This is a genomic window from Pseudomonas fjordensis, from assembly GCF_976987115.1.
On record NZ_OZ336860.1, the window covers coordinates 6,837,562 to 6,853,443 of the forward strand.

Annotated in this window: 16 protein-coding genes and 1 pseudogene; 13 read left to right on the forward strand and 4 right to left on the reverse strand. The window is 57.9% G+C overall.

Translation table 11 applies throughout. The features are described 5' to 3' along the window. Window positions 1-10 precede the first annotated feature (10 nt). Window positions 11-748, reverse strand: coding sequence for a HupE/UreJ family protein (locus ACWHXD_RS31425; RefSeq protein WP_024078233.1), 738 nt, complete (start codon window positions 746-748; stop codon window positions 11-13). 513 nt (window positions 749-1,261) lie between these two features. On the opposite strand from ACWHXD_RS31425, the gene ACWHXD_RS31430 reads away from it, so the two are divergent. From ACWHXD_RS31430 to ACWHXD_RS31450, 5 genes are read left to right on the forward strand one after another with little or no spacing between them, the layout of a single operon-like run. Continuing rightward, window positions 1,262-1,555 (forward strand): metal-sensing transcriptional repressor, encoded by a 294-nt coding sequence (locus ACWHXD_RS31430; RefSeq protein WP_024078235.1) that lies wholly within the window; start codon window positions 1,262-1,264, stop codon window positions 1,553-1,555. 7 nt (window positions 1,556-1,562) lie between these two features. Continuing rightward, the gene (locus ACWHXD_RS31435) at window positions 1,563-2,711 is read left to right on the forward strand and encodes a nickel/cobalt efflux protein RcnA (RefSeq protein ID WP_024078236.1); all 1,149 of its coding nucleotides are present in this window, start codon (window positions 1,563-1,565) and stop codon (window positions 2,709-2,711) included. Further along, the gene (locus ACWHXD_RS31440; RefSeq protein ID WP_024078237.1) at window positions 2,712-3,149 is read left to right on the forward strand and encodes a YqaA family protein; all 438 of its coding nucleotides are present in this window, start codon (window positions 2,712-2,714) and stop codon (window positions 3,147-3,149) included. Continuing rightward, a complete protein-coding gene (locus ACWHXD_RS31445) occupies window positions 3,146-3,889 on the forward strand; it encodes a TraX family protein (protein ID WP_024078238.1) in 744 nt (247 codons plus the stop codon). The genes ACWHXD_RS31440 and ACWHXD_RS31445 overlap by 4 nt, the downstream gene beginning before the upstream one ends. Before the next feature lie 39 nt (window positions 3,890-3,928). Beyond that, the gene (locus ACWHXD_RS31450) at window positions 3,929-4,993 is read left to right on the forward strand and encodes an N-acetylmuramoyl-L-alanine amidase (RefSeq protein WP_041161326.1); all 1,065 of its coding nucleotides are present in this window, start codon (window positions 3,929-3,931) and stop codon (window positions 4,991-4,993) included. A 130-nt stretch (window positions 4,994-5,123) separates the two neighbouring features. Here the strand turns inward: ACWHXD_RS31450 and ACWHXD_RS31455 are convergent, their stop codons facing one another. The 3 genes and pseudogenes from ACWHXD_RS31455 to ACWHXD_RS31465 all read right to left on the reverse strand — a co-directional run. After that, complete coding sequence (locus tag ACWHXD_RS31455) at window positions 5,124-5,744, reverse strand: IS5 family transposase (protein WP_498247407.1); 621 nt, start codon at window positions 5,742-5,744, stop codon at window positions 5,124-5,126. After that, window positions 5,654-6,922 (reverse strand): group II intron reverse transcriptase/maturase, encoded by a 1,269-nt coding sequence (ltrA, locus tag ACWHXD_RS31460; RefSeq protein WP_010466266.1) that lies wholly within the window; start codon window positions 6,920-6,922, stop codon window positions 5,654-5,656. Before ltrA ends, ACWHXD_RS31455 begins: the two co-directional genes overlap by 91 nt. Window positions 6,923-7,441: 519 nt before the next feature. Continuing rightward, window positions 7,442-7,954 (reverse strand): annotated as a pseudogene (locus ACWHXD_RS31465) (IS5-like element ISPre1 family transposase); the annotation flags it as partial. A gap of 461 nt (window positions 7,955-8,415) precedes the next feature. Here ACWHXD_RS31465 and phnC point away from each other — a divergent pair. From phnC to ACWHXD_RS31505, 8 genes are all read left to right on the forward strand, one after another. Beyond that, on the forward strand, window positions 8,416-9,243 hold the full coding sequence (phnC, locus tag ACWHXD_RS31470; RefSeq protein ID WP_003118432.1) for a phosphonate ABC transporter ATP-binding protein: 828 nt from the start codon (window positions 8,416-8,418) through the stop codon (window positions 9,241-9,243). Further along, window positions 9,240-10,103: a phosphate/phosphite/phosphonate ABC transporter substrate-binding protein gene (gene phnD, locus ACWHXD_RS31475; protein WP_010466255.1), complete on the forward strand. Its 864-nt coding sequence runs from the start codon at window positions 9,240-9,242 to the stop codon at window positions 10,101-10,103. Before phnC ends, phnD begins: the two co-directional genes overlap by 4 nt. An 8-nt stretch (window positions 10,104-10,111) precedes the next feature. Continuing rightward, window positions 10,112-10,939: a phosphonate ABC transporter, permease protein PhnE gene (gene phnE / locus ACWHXD_RS31480; RefSeq protein ID WP_010466252.1), complete on the forward strand. Its 828-nt coding sequence runs from the start codon at window positions 10,112-10,114 to the stop codon at window positions 10,937-10,939. A gap of 8 nt (window positions 10,940-10,947) precedes the next feature. Next, on the forward strand, window positions 10,948-11,958 hold the full coding sequence (gene ptxD, locus ACWHXD_RS31485; RefSeq protein ID WP_003118429.1) for a phosphonate dehydrogenase PtxD: 1,011 nt from the start codon (window positions 10,948-10,950) through the stop codon (window positions 11,956-11,958). Further along, a complete protein-coding gene (locus tag ACWHXD_RS31490) occupies window positions 11,952-12,821 on the forward strand; it encodes a LysR family transcriptional regulator (protein ID WP_010466239.1) in 870 nt (289 codons plus the stop codon). The genes ptxD and ACWHXD_RS31490 overlap by 7 nt, the downstream gene beginning before the upstream one ends. A gap of 107 nt (window positions 12,822-12,928) precedes the next feature. After that, window positions 12,929-13,909 carry an IS5-like element IS1384 family transposase gene (locus ACWHXD_RS31495; RefSeq protein ID WP_010466230.1) on the forward strand — a complete coding sequence of 327 codons (981 nt, stop codon included), beginning with the start codon at window positions 12,929-12,931 and terminating at the stop codon, window positions 13,907-13,909. Between the two features lie 336 nt (window positions 13,910-14,245). Further along, window positions 14,246-15,043: a sulfite exporter TauE/SafE family protein gene (locus ACWHXD_RS31500; RefSeq protein WP_019821372.1), complete on the forward strand. Its 798-nt coding sequence runs from the start codon at window positions 14,246-14,248 to the stop codon at window positions 15,041-15,043. 280 nt (window positions 15,044-15,323) lie between these two features. Beyond that, a complete protein-coding gene (locus tag ACWHXD_RS31505) occupies window positions 15,324-15,821 on the forward strand; it encodes a tetratricopeptide repeat protein (protein WP_019821370.1) in 498 nt (165 codons plus the stop codon). Window positions 15,822-15,882: the final 61 nt, after the last annotated feature.

A 15,882-nucleotide genomic window follows, 5' to 3' on the forward strand; every position in this document is an offset into this window, starting at 1 on the left:
TCAGAATTCCTTAGGCGGAGATAAACAGGCCGGTGATCTGGTAACCCATCAGCAGGAAACCGGCACTCATCATGGCGACGTTGGCGGTATAGGCGTGGCGCCAGAAACTGGCGGTGCGCCGCCAATACCCCATCAGAATGAGAATCGCACTAAGGGCCAGCAACTGGCCGATCTCGACGCCGACGTTGAACGCAAGCAAGTTGGGGATCAGCCCGTCGGGCGAGATCTCGTACTCCTGGATTTTGGTGGCCAGGCCGAAACCATGGAGCAGGCCGAAAATCAGCGTGGCCACTTTGGTATTGGGTTGGAAACCGAACCAGCGCTGGAACGCGCCCAAGTTATCGAGTGCCTTGTACACCACCGAAAAACCGATGATGGCGTCGATGATGTACGAGCTGATGCTGATCTCGGTCAGCACGCCCAGCAGCAACGTCACCGAGTGGCCTACCGCGAACAGTGTGACGTAGAGCCCCACATCCTTCAGGCGGTAAAGGAAGAAGATCACCCCGAACAGAAACAGCAGGTGATCGTAGCCCGTCATCATGTGCTTGGCGCCCATGTAGATGAAGGGCAGCAACATGACGCCGGAACTTTCCTGGATAAAGCCCTTGTCACCTTCCGCGACGGCGTGAGCCATCGCCTCGGGCATCCCGAGGAAAAGTGCAGCGACAAGTAAAAACAACAGCAGTAGCGGGCGGTGCGATGGCGCAGTGAATGCGCCCACGCCGCTCATCGAGTGCGAATGCATGGATAAATCCTACGTTGGAGGGATCAAAGGCCGCTGCGCGGCCATGGTCAGGATGCGAACGAAGGACGGGGTGGACGCTTGATCAAGAATATCGGCGGAGGGGGAACTGCATATTGCGGGGCATCAACCCGCACCGATAGCTTGGGTTGTTCGGCCAAAATCAACAGTGAAGTGAGCTGCGGTGTTTCGTGCTGATGGTCAGGGGTCAGCGGGGAGTGATAGTGATCCGAGCAGCTCGCACACGACATCTCAGTCAGCTCTTCATGAGAGTGATGGGCGTCTTGCGCAACCTCCCAAGCAGGCTGTTTCGACGTCACTGACAACGTATAGGTATGCCCGGCCCAGGCCACAAACATGGCGAGGACAAGCGCGAATACCACCGTTGTTGTCAGTGTTCTGCTGAACATCGTGATCGGGCTTCAACTCGTTTTTCAGGGCTTTGATGCGTTTGACCGCATCCCCTAAGGGGGGATAGGATGCCAGCGTAATTCATTAAGGCCCGAGGCTCAAGTCATGAGTGAAAACGAACACAGCCATCCCCACACTCACCAAAGTCACGAGGCGATCATCAAGCGTCTCAAACGGGCGGACGGCCATTTACGCGGCATCATCACCATGATTGAAGAGGGGCGTCAGTGCGTGGACATCGCTCAGCAGCTGCATGCGGTCGAAAAAGCCGTATGTCAAGCGAAGCGCACGCTCATCCAGGATCACATTGATCACTGTCTGGAGGACACAGTCTCAGCCTTGAACAATGGCGAGCGCGCACCGTTGGAAGCCTTCAAACAAATCACCAAGTACCTCTAGGTCTGACATGCCCAACTTTGCTGAACTGCTGCAACAGGGCGGTACACACGCCTGGCTGTATTTCCCGAGCGCTATCTTGCTCGGTGCCTTGCATGGCCTGGAACCGGGCCATTCAAAAACCATGATGGCCGCTTTCATCGTGGCCATTCGTGGTTCGGTTAAACAGGCCGTTTTGTTGGGTCTGGCCGCGACGCTGTCGCACACCGCCGTGGTGTGGTTGGTCGCCATCGGCGGCATGTACCTGGGCAAAGGTCTGGACGCTCAAACCACTGAGCCGTACTTCCAGCTTGCGTCCTCTGCACTGATCATCGTAGTTGCTCTTTGGATGCTGTGGCGTACCTGGCGCGGTGAGCAGATGTTCAAGTTCGAGCAAGGTGATGACCACCACCACGGTGAGCATGACCATGGCCATCATGATGAAACCCATCGAATCGATACCGGCCACGGGCGCATCGAACTGTCGATTTTTGAAGTAGGTATGCCACCGCATTGGCGCCTGAAAACATTGACCGGACACGCTTGGGCTACATCGGATGTTCGCCTAATGACGACTCGTCCGGACGGCAGCACTCAATCGTTCTCTTTCGTCGAGCGCGAAGGCTTTCTGGAGTCGGCAGTCGATATCCCGGAGCCTCATGAGTTCAGTGCGCGCTTGAGTCTTGGGCATGCGGGCCACTCCCATGATTACGATCTGGCGTTCCAGGAGCATGATCACGGGCACGCGCATTCCGAACTGGAAGGTCTGGAGTTGTCAATTGATGGCTATCAGGATGCGCATGAACGCGCACATGCCAACGATATCCGTAAGCGCTTCACGAATCGTGAGGTGACCACGGGCCAGATCGTCATGTTCGGTTTGACGGGTGGTTTGATTCCTTGTCCGGCTGCCATCACCGTTCTGTTGCTGTGTCTTCAGGTTAAAGAAGTCGCGCTGGGAGGCATACTCGTCCTGTGCTTCAGCATCGGCTTGGCGATCACCTTGGTGGCGGTGGGAGCTGCTGCGGCTATTGGTGCTAAACAGGCTTCCAACCGCTGGCCGTGGCTGGGCACCGTGGCTCGTCGTGCACCGTACCTGTCCAGCGTGTTGATAATCGGTGTTGGTCTGTACGTAGGCTTCCATGGTTGGATCGGCTTGAGCGCCCAAGGCGTCGTTTAAGTGTTCGAACTCGCCAGCTATTTTGGTCTATTTCTGGCGGCATTCGGTGCCGCCACGTTATTGCCCATGCAGTCTGAAGCTGTGTTGGTCGGGATGTTGCTCTCCAACCAATACGTTGCTTCTGCGCTATTGGCGGTCGCCACCTTCGGCAACGTTCTTGGCTCTGCGCTGAACTGGATTCTGGGTCGCTCTATCGAGCGATTTCGCTACAAGCGATGGTTCCCGGTGAGCGAGAGCAAGCTCGAAAAGGCCCAGCAGTCTTACCTGCGCTACGGGCGCTGGTCGTTGCTGCTGAGCTGGGTGCCCATCATTGGCGATCCGCTGACGGTCGTCGCCGGAGTCATGCGCGAGCCATTCTGGAGTTTCCTGCTGATCGTCACCATGGCCAAGGGCGTGCGTTATCTCTTGCTGACCGCCGTCACACTGGGGTGGACATGACGACTGCTCATACAACCCAGCATTCCTCACTCAAGAGCCGAAGCAGTAGCCTGGATCTGATCAAGTGGCTGGCGATGCTGACCATGGTCATCGATCACTTGCGGTTGGTGTGGCCGGAGATGAGCAATCTGTTCATTCTGGGGCGGCTTTCCTTTCCGCTGTTCTGTGTCGCCATTGCTGCCAACGTGGCGCGCTCCAAACCGGGCGAATTACTGACTGCCGCGAATGGACGCTACCTCGCCTTGATGCTGGTGTTCGCCGCCATTTCAGAAGTGCCTTATCGCTATATCAGCACCTCGGGATCATTCAACGTGTTGGTTACCCTGGCATTGGGGCTGGTGATTGCCTGGGGATGGCAACATCGCACCTTGTTGAGCAGCGCTATGGCCTTGATGGCTGCCGCGATTGCCTACGTGCTGGATGACCCGTTGATGTACGGGCTATACGGCGCGCTCGTTCCTGCGGCTGTCTTGTTAGCGATCAAGAGGCCCGGTGCTCTTTGGTTGCTGCCAGCAGTTCTATGCCTGTTGAGCAACACCCGCAGTAGCATCGTGACCAGGGCTATGGATCTTGAAATTCACTCATTGCTGGCCTTGAGCACTGCATTTGCCGCTCCGCTGATCGGACTCTGGCTGCTGCATCAGAAGTTCACCTTCAACGTCTGGCCGGTGCGGCAATGGGGCTACTGGTTTTATCCGGGACACCTTGCCGCTCTGCAAGCTCTACGGTTCTTAATCTGAATGGCAGAGAAAGGACTCTCCCCAAAAACGGTAAACGAGATGCACAGACGTTCATTACTCAATCTATTTTTGGCCGGTTTTGCCTTTGCTTTACCTTTGGGCTTACAAGCCGCACAAGTCCTAAATGTTCGGCTATGGAACACCGACGACAAGCTTCGGCTGGTGCTAGACCTAAGTGGTCCAGCACAGTACAAGACCTTCTCCCTGACGGCGCCGGATCGGTTGATTCTCGATCTGATGGGAACCAGCCTTGCCTTTGATTTGAGCAAACTGCAACTGGGTAACATGCCAATCCGCGCTATACGTTCAGGGCCTCAAGGTACAGGAACGCGGATTGTCCTGGACCTGATAGGTCCCGTGCAGTTGAATACCTTCATGCTGGCACCTGAACAGGCACAGGGGCATCGCTTAGTGCTGGATATTTCCAACTCGGCATCCCCGGCAATACAGCCGGCTGCACCGCAGGTTGTGCTTAATGATTCGGCTCATCCAAAGCGCGACATCATCGTCGTGGTAGACCCAGGGCATGGCGGTAAAGACCCTGGAGCAGTCGGGGCCAATGGCGAGCGGGAAAAAGATGTGGTGCTGTCAATTGCTCGGCAGTTGGCCAAACGGATCGAGCGGGAAAAGGGGTTTACCGTGCGACTCGTACGCGACAGCGATGTTTACGTACCGTTACGCAAGCGGGTGGAGATTGCTCGCCAACACAATGCCGATATCTTCATTTCCATACACGCGGACGCCGCGCCTCGGCGCACGGCCTCCGGAGCGTCGATCTATGCGCTATCGGAAGGTGGAGCCACGTCCACTACTGCGCGCTGGCTCGCGCAGAAGGAGAACGGCGCCGAGTTACTCGGTACGACCAAAAGCCTCGCACTCAAAGATAAGGACCCCATGCTGGCAGGAGTGATTCTCGACATGTCGATGAGCGCTACAGTCGCAACGAGCCTGGAACTGGGCCACTCCGTACTGAGAAGTTTGGCGGGCATCACCACTTTGCACCAGAAGCGTGTGGAGCAGGCGGGCTTTGCCGTACTTAAGTCGCCAGACGTACCGTCAATCCTGGTTGAAACTGGATTCATCTCTAAGGATGGTCTGAAGTAGTTGTGTATTTCTGGCTGACTTCAGCCCCTGCCGATTTTAAAAGCGGCAAATCGATCAAAAACGCTCAGATCACCCGCTTATTTCTGTGTTTTTAGCCGCCGCGAGCACCTCGCGGCAGCCATTTTCCACATTACAGGCGCACCTCTCCTGCATTCGCCAGTAAATGTCGGCGCGCCATCCACAGGTTCGACAGCGCGAACAGCGTCATCAGTTGCGCCGTGTTCTTCGCCAGACCACGGAAGCGCACCTTCACATAACCGAACTGGCGCTTGATCACCCGGAACGGATGCTCGACCTTGGCTCGTACCTGAGCCTTGGCCTTCTCAATCTTGCGCTTGGCTTTGTACAAAGCACTGCGCTTATCAAGCTTCTTGTAAGTACTACGGCGGGCGGCGATCTGCCAGATGACCCCCCGGCCTTCATGTTCAGGGCGTTTCTCGACGCCGGTGTAACCCGCGTCGGCACCGACCATGTTCTCATCGCCGTGCAGCAGCTTATCGACCTGGGTGACATCGGCCACGTTGGCCGCCGTGCCCACCACGCTGTGCACCAAGCCCGACTCATCATCGACACCGATGTGCGCCTTCATGCCGAAGTGGTGAGTCGGCCGCGGGAACTGCCCCCGCAGCCGCTCGCAGAACCGTACGTGACACTCTCGCGTCATACGGCTCCCGTTATCCAACCTTGCTGCCCGGTCACTCGCCAGTGATGAAACAGCCGGGGTACCACAGTCCGCATCTTGTCCAGCCATTGGCTAATGCGCCGCTTGCGCCTATGAAGAGCCTTGTATTTTCGTCGGGCCCAGCGTTCAAGCGCGCGGTCAATGTGCTGGAAGATGCCAAGCATGGCTGTCCGATAGAACGAGCCATAGTATTGCGACCACCCCTGTATCACTGGATTGTAGAGCCGAGCCACGTCGACCAGCGTCACGTGGGTTTGGCGATTGAGTCGCCACCTGCGTACCGCTTGCCGCATCCGCTTTAAGGCATCCGCACTCGCTCCCGGAAGGAAGCTCGTGAAGAGCTGGTCTTGTTTGCTGAGCGCCTTCCTCGGCCTAAAGGTGAAGCCGAGGAAGGTAAAGCTCACATGCGGATAACCTGCGCGACGGTTACTGTCCTTGCAGTACACGACCTTCGATTTCTCGGGGTGCATCGTCAAGCCACAGGCAGCCAGCCGTGAAGCAATGGAGCGCATCACGTACTCCGCTTGCTTTCGACTGCGGCAGTGCACCACCGCATCATCGGCGTAGCGGGCAAACGGGCAGTTGGGGCTGGTACGTTGCATCCAGGTGTCGAAGGCATAGTGCATGAACAGATTCATCAGGAGGGGACTGATCACTCCACCTTGCGGGGTGCCGCGTTCGCGTCGGACGCGCATACCGTGATCCGTTTCGAACGGCGCAACCAGCCACCGCTCGATGTACAGAAGTATCCAGTCCTCCTTGATGTGCAGGCGCACCGCCTTCATCAGCAACCCATGATTGATCTGATCGAAGGCTGCCTTGATATCAAACTCCACCACCCAGTCGTATCGCCAGCAGCGCTCACGCGTGATCGCCACCGCCTGCTTCGCTGATCGTCCCGGCCGGTACCCATAGGAGTCCGAGTGGAAGATCGAGTCCAGCTCCGGCTCGATGAGAAGCTTGACCACGGTTTGCGCGACACGATCACCAACCGTGGGCACTCCCAGCTTGCGCGTGCCTCCCGATGCCTTGGGAATTTCTACTTGCTTGACCGGAGGCGGGAAGTACGACCCCGACGACATCCGATTCCACAGCTTGTAGAGATTCTTAGACAGATCCCGCTCGAAATCGGCGATGGTTTCATCGTCGATGCCGGCAGCACCGCGGTTGGCCCTGACCTGCTGGTAGGCGTCCCATACCGTGCGTTTCGCTATGTCATAAGGTTTCGCCGAGCTCACGCCACTCATCCCCGGAGGTTGGCAACGCTCGTCGGCCGGATAACGCCGCCCCTTCGCTCCACCTCCATTACAGAGGCTTCATCGCTACTACGGGAGGCTCCGCCCCTCGTTCCAGCATCGGTATTCTTCCTCATGGTGTTGGCCATTTGTCATTTTCCTTCGCATCTGGAACAAGGTTCTCACGTTCCGTACCAAAGCCTGTATGAAGATCATGCCGCCTATACACCGGCTGCCATCGGGTCCGTAAGCAGGTAACGCCCCGACTTGTCCTGAAGCCAGTACTCCACCTCAGTTTCGGCAGCACCTTGGGCATAACGATGCGTCATCGGACGGTTTGCTTTCGCTCATCTTCTCCATACTCACCTGCCATCCTCAGGGATGACTTTTCCTCGGTCGCTCACCACCACACCTTTTGGATGCAGCAGCACCGGGTGGTTTGAAGTCCGCTCCTGCAAGCCGACTTCGGAAGGCCTACTTCCATCTTCGGCACAGCAGCACAGGTCATCTGACCTGTGTTCGTGACACACAGTACTGGTTACCCTTCTTGGTCTGATGCATTTCCGGGTCGCGCTTACCGTCCTTGTTCTTGGTCGAACTCGGCGCATTGATCAGCGTGGCATCGACGATCGTGCCTTGGCGCAGCGACAGCCCTCGGTCGCCCAGATAGCCATTGATGACAGCCAAGATGCCGGCGGCTAGTTCGTGCTTCTCCAGCAAACGACGGAAGTTGAGGATGGTGGTTTCATCGGGGATACGCTCCAAGCTCAGCCCCGCGAACTGGCGCAGGATGGTGGTCTCGTACAGCGCCTCTTCCATCGCTGGATCGCTGTAACCGAACCAGTTTTGCATCAGGTGCACGCGCAGCATCGCCATCAGCGGATAGGCCGGACGACCGCCTTCACCCTTGGGATAATGCGGCTCGATCAAGGCAATCAAACCCTTCCACGGCACCACCCGATCCATCTCGATCAGGAACAACTCTTTGCGGGTTTGTTTGCGCTTACCGGCGTACTCGGCGTCGGCGAAGGTCATCTGCTTCATCGGGAAACTCGGTGGGTGGAATCCGGGTATTTTGCCAAAATCTGGAAGTCTTCTTCAGAGTTTCCCTAGCATTAAGCTGGGCGCGACAACAGACGTCTAGTTGGGCGGCACCTGAAGGTTTCGACCAGCCACATAACGGCCTAGGTCAATCGACGGGCAAGAATAGAATGTCTCCTATAGTCCGCTAGTGTGCGCTCTCTTGCTTGGATGGCATTACGTTCTGGCCCAACGTTACTGTAGCGAATCCGCAGCAGTATCAATCAAAGCCTCCTGTATCCCGCGTGAAGAAAGACGCTACGTTGCGCCCGTTCTTCCACGGCTTCGCTTGCCGCCCCGCTACGGCAGATTCGAAGTATTCATCGAAATGTCATCCTTTAGAAGCAGTGCGGTAACAAGGAATTTCTACCCTTTGCATCGCGAACCGCAATTGTGCGGCCAGCAATATTGCGAAAGGTGATCAAATGACGCCCCATCCGATACAGGACGCCGTGCTGCGGGTCGACCGGTTGAGCGTCGTCTATCCAGGCGGCGTGACAGCCCTACGCGATACCTCGATTGCATTTCGGCGTGGTGAGTTCACCGTGCTGCTTGGTCTCTCGGGCGCAGGCAAGTCGACCTTGCTCCGTAGTCTCAATCGACTCGTCACGCCCACTGGCGGCAGTGTCACCAGCGAACTCGGTGAACTCGGCAGCGGCTCGGCCTTGCGTCAGCATCGTCGGCGTACCGCCATGATCTTTCAGCACCACCAGCTAATCGAACGTCAAAGCGCACTGGCTAATGTGCTTACCGGTCGGCTGGCCTTTCACAACACGCTCCGCTCGCTGTTTCCTCTGCCGCGTGCCGATCAGGAGATTGCGCTCAGTTGCCTCGCTCGGGTCGGTCTGGCAGACAAGGCGCTAAGCCGGGTGGACAAACTGTCCGGTGGCCAGCAGCAGCGGGTAGGCATCGCGCGTGCGCTAGCGCAACAGCCGGCGATCATTCTGGCCGATGAGCCGGTAGCCAGTCTCGACCCGGCCACTTCGGTCCGTGTTCTCGGATTGCTGCGCGACATCTGCAAGGAAGACGGCATCACCGCCATCGTTTCGCTGCATCAACTCGAATATGCCCGCCGCTTCGCCGATCGCGTCGTCGGGCTGGCCGATTCTCAGATCGTTTTCGATGCCGCGCCCTCGGAACTCACCGATGCGCAGCTTGAGCGCATCTATGCAGGCCGCTCTACGACTCAGCCAGCGAATGCTCCGGCTGAACCACCTGTCATGCTCGAACCTTCACTGGAGATGTCCCGATGAAACGCTTATCCGCGCTCTTATTGACTTGCTTGCTGTCCGCTGTTTCAAGTTTGTCCGCCCTAGCGGCCGATGCCGATCCGGATGTGCTAAAGGTTGCCCTGCTGCCGGACGAAAACGCCTCCGAGCTGATCAAGCGTAACCAGCCGCTGAAGGATTATCTGGAAGAGCATCTGGACAAGAAGGTGCAGCTGATCGTAACCACCGACTATTCCTCGATGATTGAGGCGATGCGCTTTGGCCGTATCGACCTGGCGTATTTCGGTCCGCTGTCCTACGTCATGGCCAAAAGCAAAAGCGACATCGAGCCCTTCGCTGCCATGGTCATCGACGGCAAGCCGACCTATCGCTCGGTGATTATCGCCAATGTGGCGTCAGGCGTGAATGAGTATGCCGACCTTAAGGGCAAGAAGATGGCCTATGGTGACCGGGCATCGACGTCCAGCCATTTGATTCCCAAAACCGTGCTTCTTGAGACGGCCGATTTGACGGGTGGGCAGGACTACGAACAACATTTTGTGGGCACGCATGACGCCGTTGCCGTCAACGTGGCGAACGGCAACGCCGATGCGGGTGGGCTGTCGGAGGTAATTTTCAATCACGTAGCCGAACGTGGCCTAATCGATCCGAGCAAGGTGAAAGTACTTGGTTACAGCGGCGAATACCCCCAGTACCCCTGGGCGATGCGCTCGAACCTGAGCCCCGAGCTGAAAACCAAGGTGCGGGATGTATTCGTCGGTATCGACGATCCCGAAGTGCTGCGCAACTTCAAGGCCGAGGCCTTCGCGCCAATCACCGACGCCGACTACGATGTGATCCGCAACATGGGATCGCTGCTCGGCCTCGACTTCGCCACGATGTGAGCACCGATATGTCTACTCATTACGACGTGCAGGCGCTGCCTGCAGAGCAACGCGAGCACATCCTTCGAGGCTTCGGCCTCGGTTGGTGGCGCCAGCTGGGGCAGGTGGCGATTGTATTCGGAGTGGTGCTGTTGGCCTGCTGGTACGTGGGGCTGCTCGATGCCACCACGCTGCTGAACGGGCTGCCCTCCATCGCGACCCTGGCAGGCGAGGCCATGCCGCCAGACTTTTCGGGCTATCGAAGCTGGATTCGCCCCTTGATCGACACCTTGGCGATGAGCATCGCCGGTACGGCCATCGCAGTGGTGTTCTCGCTGGTGGTGGCCTTCGTTGCAGCGCGCAATACGGCGCCGCACCCCCTTGTGTTCGGTGTTGCCCGGGTGCTGCTCAATGCCCTGCGGTCGGTGCCGGAGCTGATCATGGGCATCATCTTCGTTGCAGCCGTAGGGTTCGGCGCCTTGCCGGGCGTGCTTGCCCTGGGTCTGCATTCGGTCGGCATGGTCGGCAAGTTCTTCGCCGAGGCCATCGAGCACGTCGACGAAGCGCCGGTGGAAGCCGCTCGGGCGGCGGGGGCTACGCCGATGCAAGTGCTGCTGCACGCGGTTTTGCCACAGGTGACGCCGCAGTTCGCCGACGTGGCGATCTACCGCTGGGAATACAACTTTCGCGCCTCCACCGTGATGGGCATGGTTGGCGCCGGCGGTATCGGCTTCGAACTCATGGGCTCGCTGCGCATCATGCAGTACCAGGAGGTTGCAGCAATCCTGCTGGTCATCCTGGCCATGGTCACGCTAGTAGACGCCTTCAGTGGCGTGCTGCGCAAACGTTTCAAATAGGACAAACCATGCTGCCGAAACTCGTTATAACTCACCGAGTACACGATGAGATCCTGCAACTGCTGGCGCCACATTGCGAGCTGATGACCAACCAGACCGACAGCACGCTGACGCGCGAGGAAATTCTGCGCCGCTGCCGCGATGCTCAGGCGATGATGGCGTTCATGCCCGATCGGGTCGATGCAGACTTTCTTCAAGCCTGCCCTGAGCTGCGTGTAGTCGGCTGCGCGCTCAAGGGCTTCGACAATTTCGATGTGGACGCCTGTACTGCCCGCGGGGTCTGGCTGACCTTCGTGCCTGATCTGTTGACGGTCCCGACTGCCGAGCTGGCGATCGGACTGGCGGTGGGGCTGGGGCGGCATCTGCGGGCAGCAGATGCGTTCGTCCGCTCTGGCGAGTTCCAGGGCTGGCAACCACAGTTCTACGGCACGGGGCTGGATAACGCTACGGTCGGCATCCTTGGCATGGGCGCCATCGGACTGGCCATGGCTGATCGCTTGCAGGGATGGGGCGCGACCCTGCAGTACCACGAGGCGAAGGCTCTGGATACACAAACCGAGCAACGGCTCGGCCTGCGCCAGGTGGCGTGCAGCGAACTCTTCGCCAGCTCGGACTTCATCCTGCTGGCGCTTCCCTTGAATGCCGATACCCAGCATCTGGTCAACGCCGAGCTGCTTGCCCTCGTACGGCCGGGCGCTCTGCTTGTAAACCCCTGTCGTGGTTCGGTAGTGGATGAAGCCGCCGTGCTCGCGGCGCTTGAGCGAGGCCAGCTCGGCGGGTATGCGGCGGATGTATTCGAAATGGAAGACTGGGCTCGCGCGGACCGGCCGCGGCTGATCGATCCTGCGCTGCTCGCGCATCCGAATACGCTGTTCACTCCGCACATAGGGTCGGCAGTGCGCGCGGTGCGCCTGGAGATTGAACGTTGTGCAGCGCAGAACATCATCCAGGTATTGGCAGGTGCGCGCCCAATCAACGCTGCGAACCGTCTGCCCAAGGCCGAGCCTGCCGCATGTTGAATCCGGTCTGGCTGAAGAGCCTGGTAGCGATCGTTCAAACAGGCAGTTTTCAGAGCGCGGCGAGGGCGTTGGGGCTGGCCCAGCCGACGGTGTCGCAGCACTTGCAGAAGCTTGAAGAGCAGGTCGGCGTAACGCTGGTGCAGCGCAGTCGTAGCGGCTGCCAGCCTACCACACGGGCGCTGGCCTTCATGCCGCATGCGACCGCCTTGCTCGACATGCACGCCCGGGCGCTAGAAGCCCTGCATGGCAATCGTGAGCGCGTCGGGGCCAGCTCCAACATCGGCACCTACCTTCTCCAGCCATTCGTGCGCAACTATCTGACGACCGCAAATGAGAGGGGCGAGGTGGATCTGCGCATCGCCGCCAACCCGGATGTGGCCGACCAGCTACTGGCGGGCCAGCTCGACGCCGCGATCATGGAATGGTGGCTACCTCACCCCGACTTCGAACACCGCCTCTGGCGGGTCGAGCCGCTGGTGCTTATCGTCAGCCCCGACCATGCGCTGGCTGAAGCAGGGTGCATAGAACGTGATCGTCTGGTGGACCTGCCGATGCTGGGAGGTGAACCGGGTAGCGGTACCGGACGGCTTCTGACCGAATACTTTGGCGAACTGGGCGTGCCTCGCAGCGGTATGCAGCTAGGCAGCACCGAGGCAGTCAAACAAGCAGTGAGGGCGGGACTCGGCGTGTCGTTGGTGATGGCTTCCGCAGTACAAGACGAAGTTCGCAGTGGCGCGCTGGTAGCTCTTCCCATCCCGGGGCTTGAAAAGCGTCTCCAACTGATCTGGCGCAAACCTCCCGGAAATCTGCACCCGCCGGGATTTGTGCGGCACTTATTGGAGGAGGCAGATCTAGCTGGATAAGGTGATGGATGGTTGCGATCCAGCGCTTGGCTTGTCAGCCTAGGGAAACTCTGAAAAAGACTTTCTGATTTGGCAAAATACCGCGACCCCACCCACCGAGTTTCCCGATGAAGCAGATGACCTTCGCCGACGCCGAGTACGCTGGCAAGCGCAAGCAAACCCGCAAGGAGTTGTTCCTGATCGAGATGGATCGGGTGGTGCCGTGGAAGGGCTTGATTGCTTTGATCGAGCCACATTATCCGAAAGGTGAAGGTGGCCGTCCGGCCTACCCGTTGATGGCGATGCTGCGTGTGCATCTGCTGCAGAACTGGTTCGGCTACAGCGATCCAGCGATGGAGGAAGCGCTGTACGAAACCACGATCCTGCGCCAGTTTGCCGGGCTGAACCTGGAGCGCATCCCCGACGAAACCACCATTCTCAACTTCCGCCGCTTGCTGGAGAAACACGAGCTGGCGGCCGGCATCCTCGCTGTCATCAATGGCTATCTGGGCGACCGCGGCCTGTCGCTGCGCCAGGGCACCATCGTCGATGCAACGCTGATCAATGCGCCCAGTTCGACCAAGAACAAGGACGGCAAGCGCGACCCGGAAATGCACCAGACCAAGAAGGGAAACCAGTATTATTTTGGCATGAAGGCCCACATCGGCGCCGATGACGAATCGGGTCTGGTGCACAGCGTAGTGGGCACGGCGGCCAATGTGGCGGATGTCACCCAGGTGGACAAATTGCTGCATGGCGACGAAAACGTGGTCTGCGCCGATGCAGGCTACACCGGTGTCGAAAAGCGGCCCGAGCATGAAGGACGTGAAGTTATCTGGCAGGTGGCGGCACGCCGCAGCACCTACAAAAAACTCGATAAGCGCAGCGTGCTGTACAAAGCCAAGCGCAAGATTGAAAAGGCCAAGGCTCAGGTGCGCGCCAAGGTCGAGCATCCGTTCCGGGTAATCAAGCGCCAGTTCGGTTACACCAAGGTGCGCTTTCGCGGCTTGGCCAAAAACACGGCGCAACTGGTGACACTGTTCGCTCTGTCGAACCTGTGGATGGCGCGCCGACATTTACTGACGAATGCAGGAGAGGTGCGCCTGTAATGCGGGAAATGGCCACCGGAGTGGGGTCCGGGTGGCGAAAACGTAAGAAATACTCGTCGAATTGATTGTTTTTTGATCATTTGGCGAGTTTAAAAGTTGCGCTAGGTGGTATGCCGGGGAAATACATGGCTACTTCAGACCATCCCTAACGCACAGGACTGCCAGCGGTTAGTCAGCGCACGCCATCAGCAAGCGTTGGCGAACTCTTTGTTTGATGGGCTACGGCAACACTTCAGCCGACGCCCTCCAGTGAACACTTATCTAGCTTGGCAGAAGGACCAGGAAAGATCCTAGTCTAGCTTTGTAGTTTCAGGGCGCTGAAAAGAAAAATGAGCAATGACCTCAAGTAGAGAAAAAAACAAACCAATAGTATTTGGTAGCGGCACTATTATCGGTGCCCTAGGTGGGCTGATTGGCTTGGGTGGCGCAGAGTTCAGGCTGCCACTACTCATCGGATTGTTTGGTTTCGGTGCGTTGGAGGCTGTCATTCTCAACAAGGCCATGAGCCTCGTGGTGGTAGCCACAGCTCTTCCATTTCGCGCATTCAGCGTTCCCTACTCTGCGGTCTTTGAACGGTGGGACATCATCGTCACGCTTCTGGCTGGAAGCCTTGCGGGTGCTTGGTTTGGAGCGGGATGGGCAACCAAGCTCAAGAGTAAAACCTTGTACCGCGTTTTGGCAGTGCTGCTCGTAGGCATCGCTGTTGCTTTGCTGTTCGGCCATGAGGCAAGCGCAACTGGGGTCGCCCTGCTTCAAGGCGAGACACTGGCTATAGTCGGGATCGTGGTTGGCTTCGGTATCGGAGTAGTTGCTGCATTGATGGGGGTTGCTGGCGGTGAGTTGTTAATACCCACAATCGTTCTACTATTCGGTGCTGACATCAAGCTCGCTGGCAGTCTTTCACTTGCTGTGAGCCTGCCCACAATGATTGTGGGTTTCACGCGATACAGCCGCGACCAGAGCTTTTCGATAATCCGCGCTCAACGGCCATTCATACTGGTCATGGCAGCGGGTTCCATCATAGGAACATTCATCGGCGGGCAATTACTAGGTCTGATCCCGACAACATATCTCCTCCCGTTGCTCGCCGCCATTCTCCTGATTTCCTCGGTAAAAGTATGGCGTCATAGTTGAACTTTGACTCGGCCGCTAAGGGAAAGGCACTCGCCCATGAACCGAATTTACTGGTCTGGCCAAAAACCTCAATTTAGTAGTACCTGAGCGCACGGCAACCTTGGGCCGCCCTTGTGGTTCGCACTTATGCGGCGGCAATTCTTCAATTTCACTCGCTCGCGGTAGAGGAGGCCACGCCAGCACATCCCTTAAGTAGGTATACGGATCATGGCTTAAAGGTGACGGGTGGATTCTTTGCTAGGATTATCGATAGTGCTCCAAGACAAAATCAGGATTCGCCATGCACGCCCGCCATGTACCAGTTTACCTTGTGCTGCTTGGTGTTCTGAACACGGTCTATGCAGGTTTCGATGAAGGTTTCTCGGCTTTTCAGCGAGGAGATTTCACCGCCGCTTTACGTGAATGGCGACCTTTAGCTGAACAGGGCAACGCTGCCGCACAATCCAACCTCGGAATGATGTACGTCCAGGGCAAAGGCGTGCCGCAGGACTTCAAGGAGGCCATCAAGTGGTATCGCCTCGCTGCCGAGCAGGGGGCAGCCCTCGCTCGATCCAACCTCGGAGTGCTATACGCCAATGGTTATGGGGTGCCGCAGAATCACGTGGTAGCTTATGCGCTCTTTAGCCTGGCGGCCGCGAGCGCTCCTGACAGCATTGCGTTAGAAGAGCGCGATAGGATTACCGCTTCAATGACGCCACAAGAGATTGAGGCCGCGCAGAAGCTGACGCAGGACATGTCTGGCAATCCCATCAAAGCCATAGATGCGTATCTTCACTGAAAAGGCGATGACCTATGGCCCGAAATATTGTGCCGATCATCATCCAGTTCGGCTCAATCGT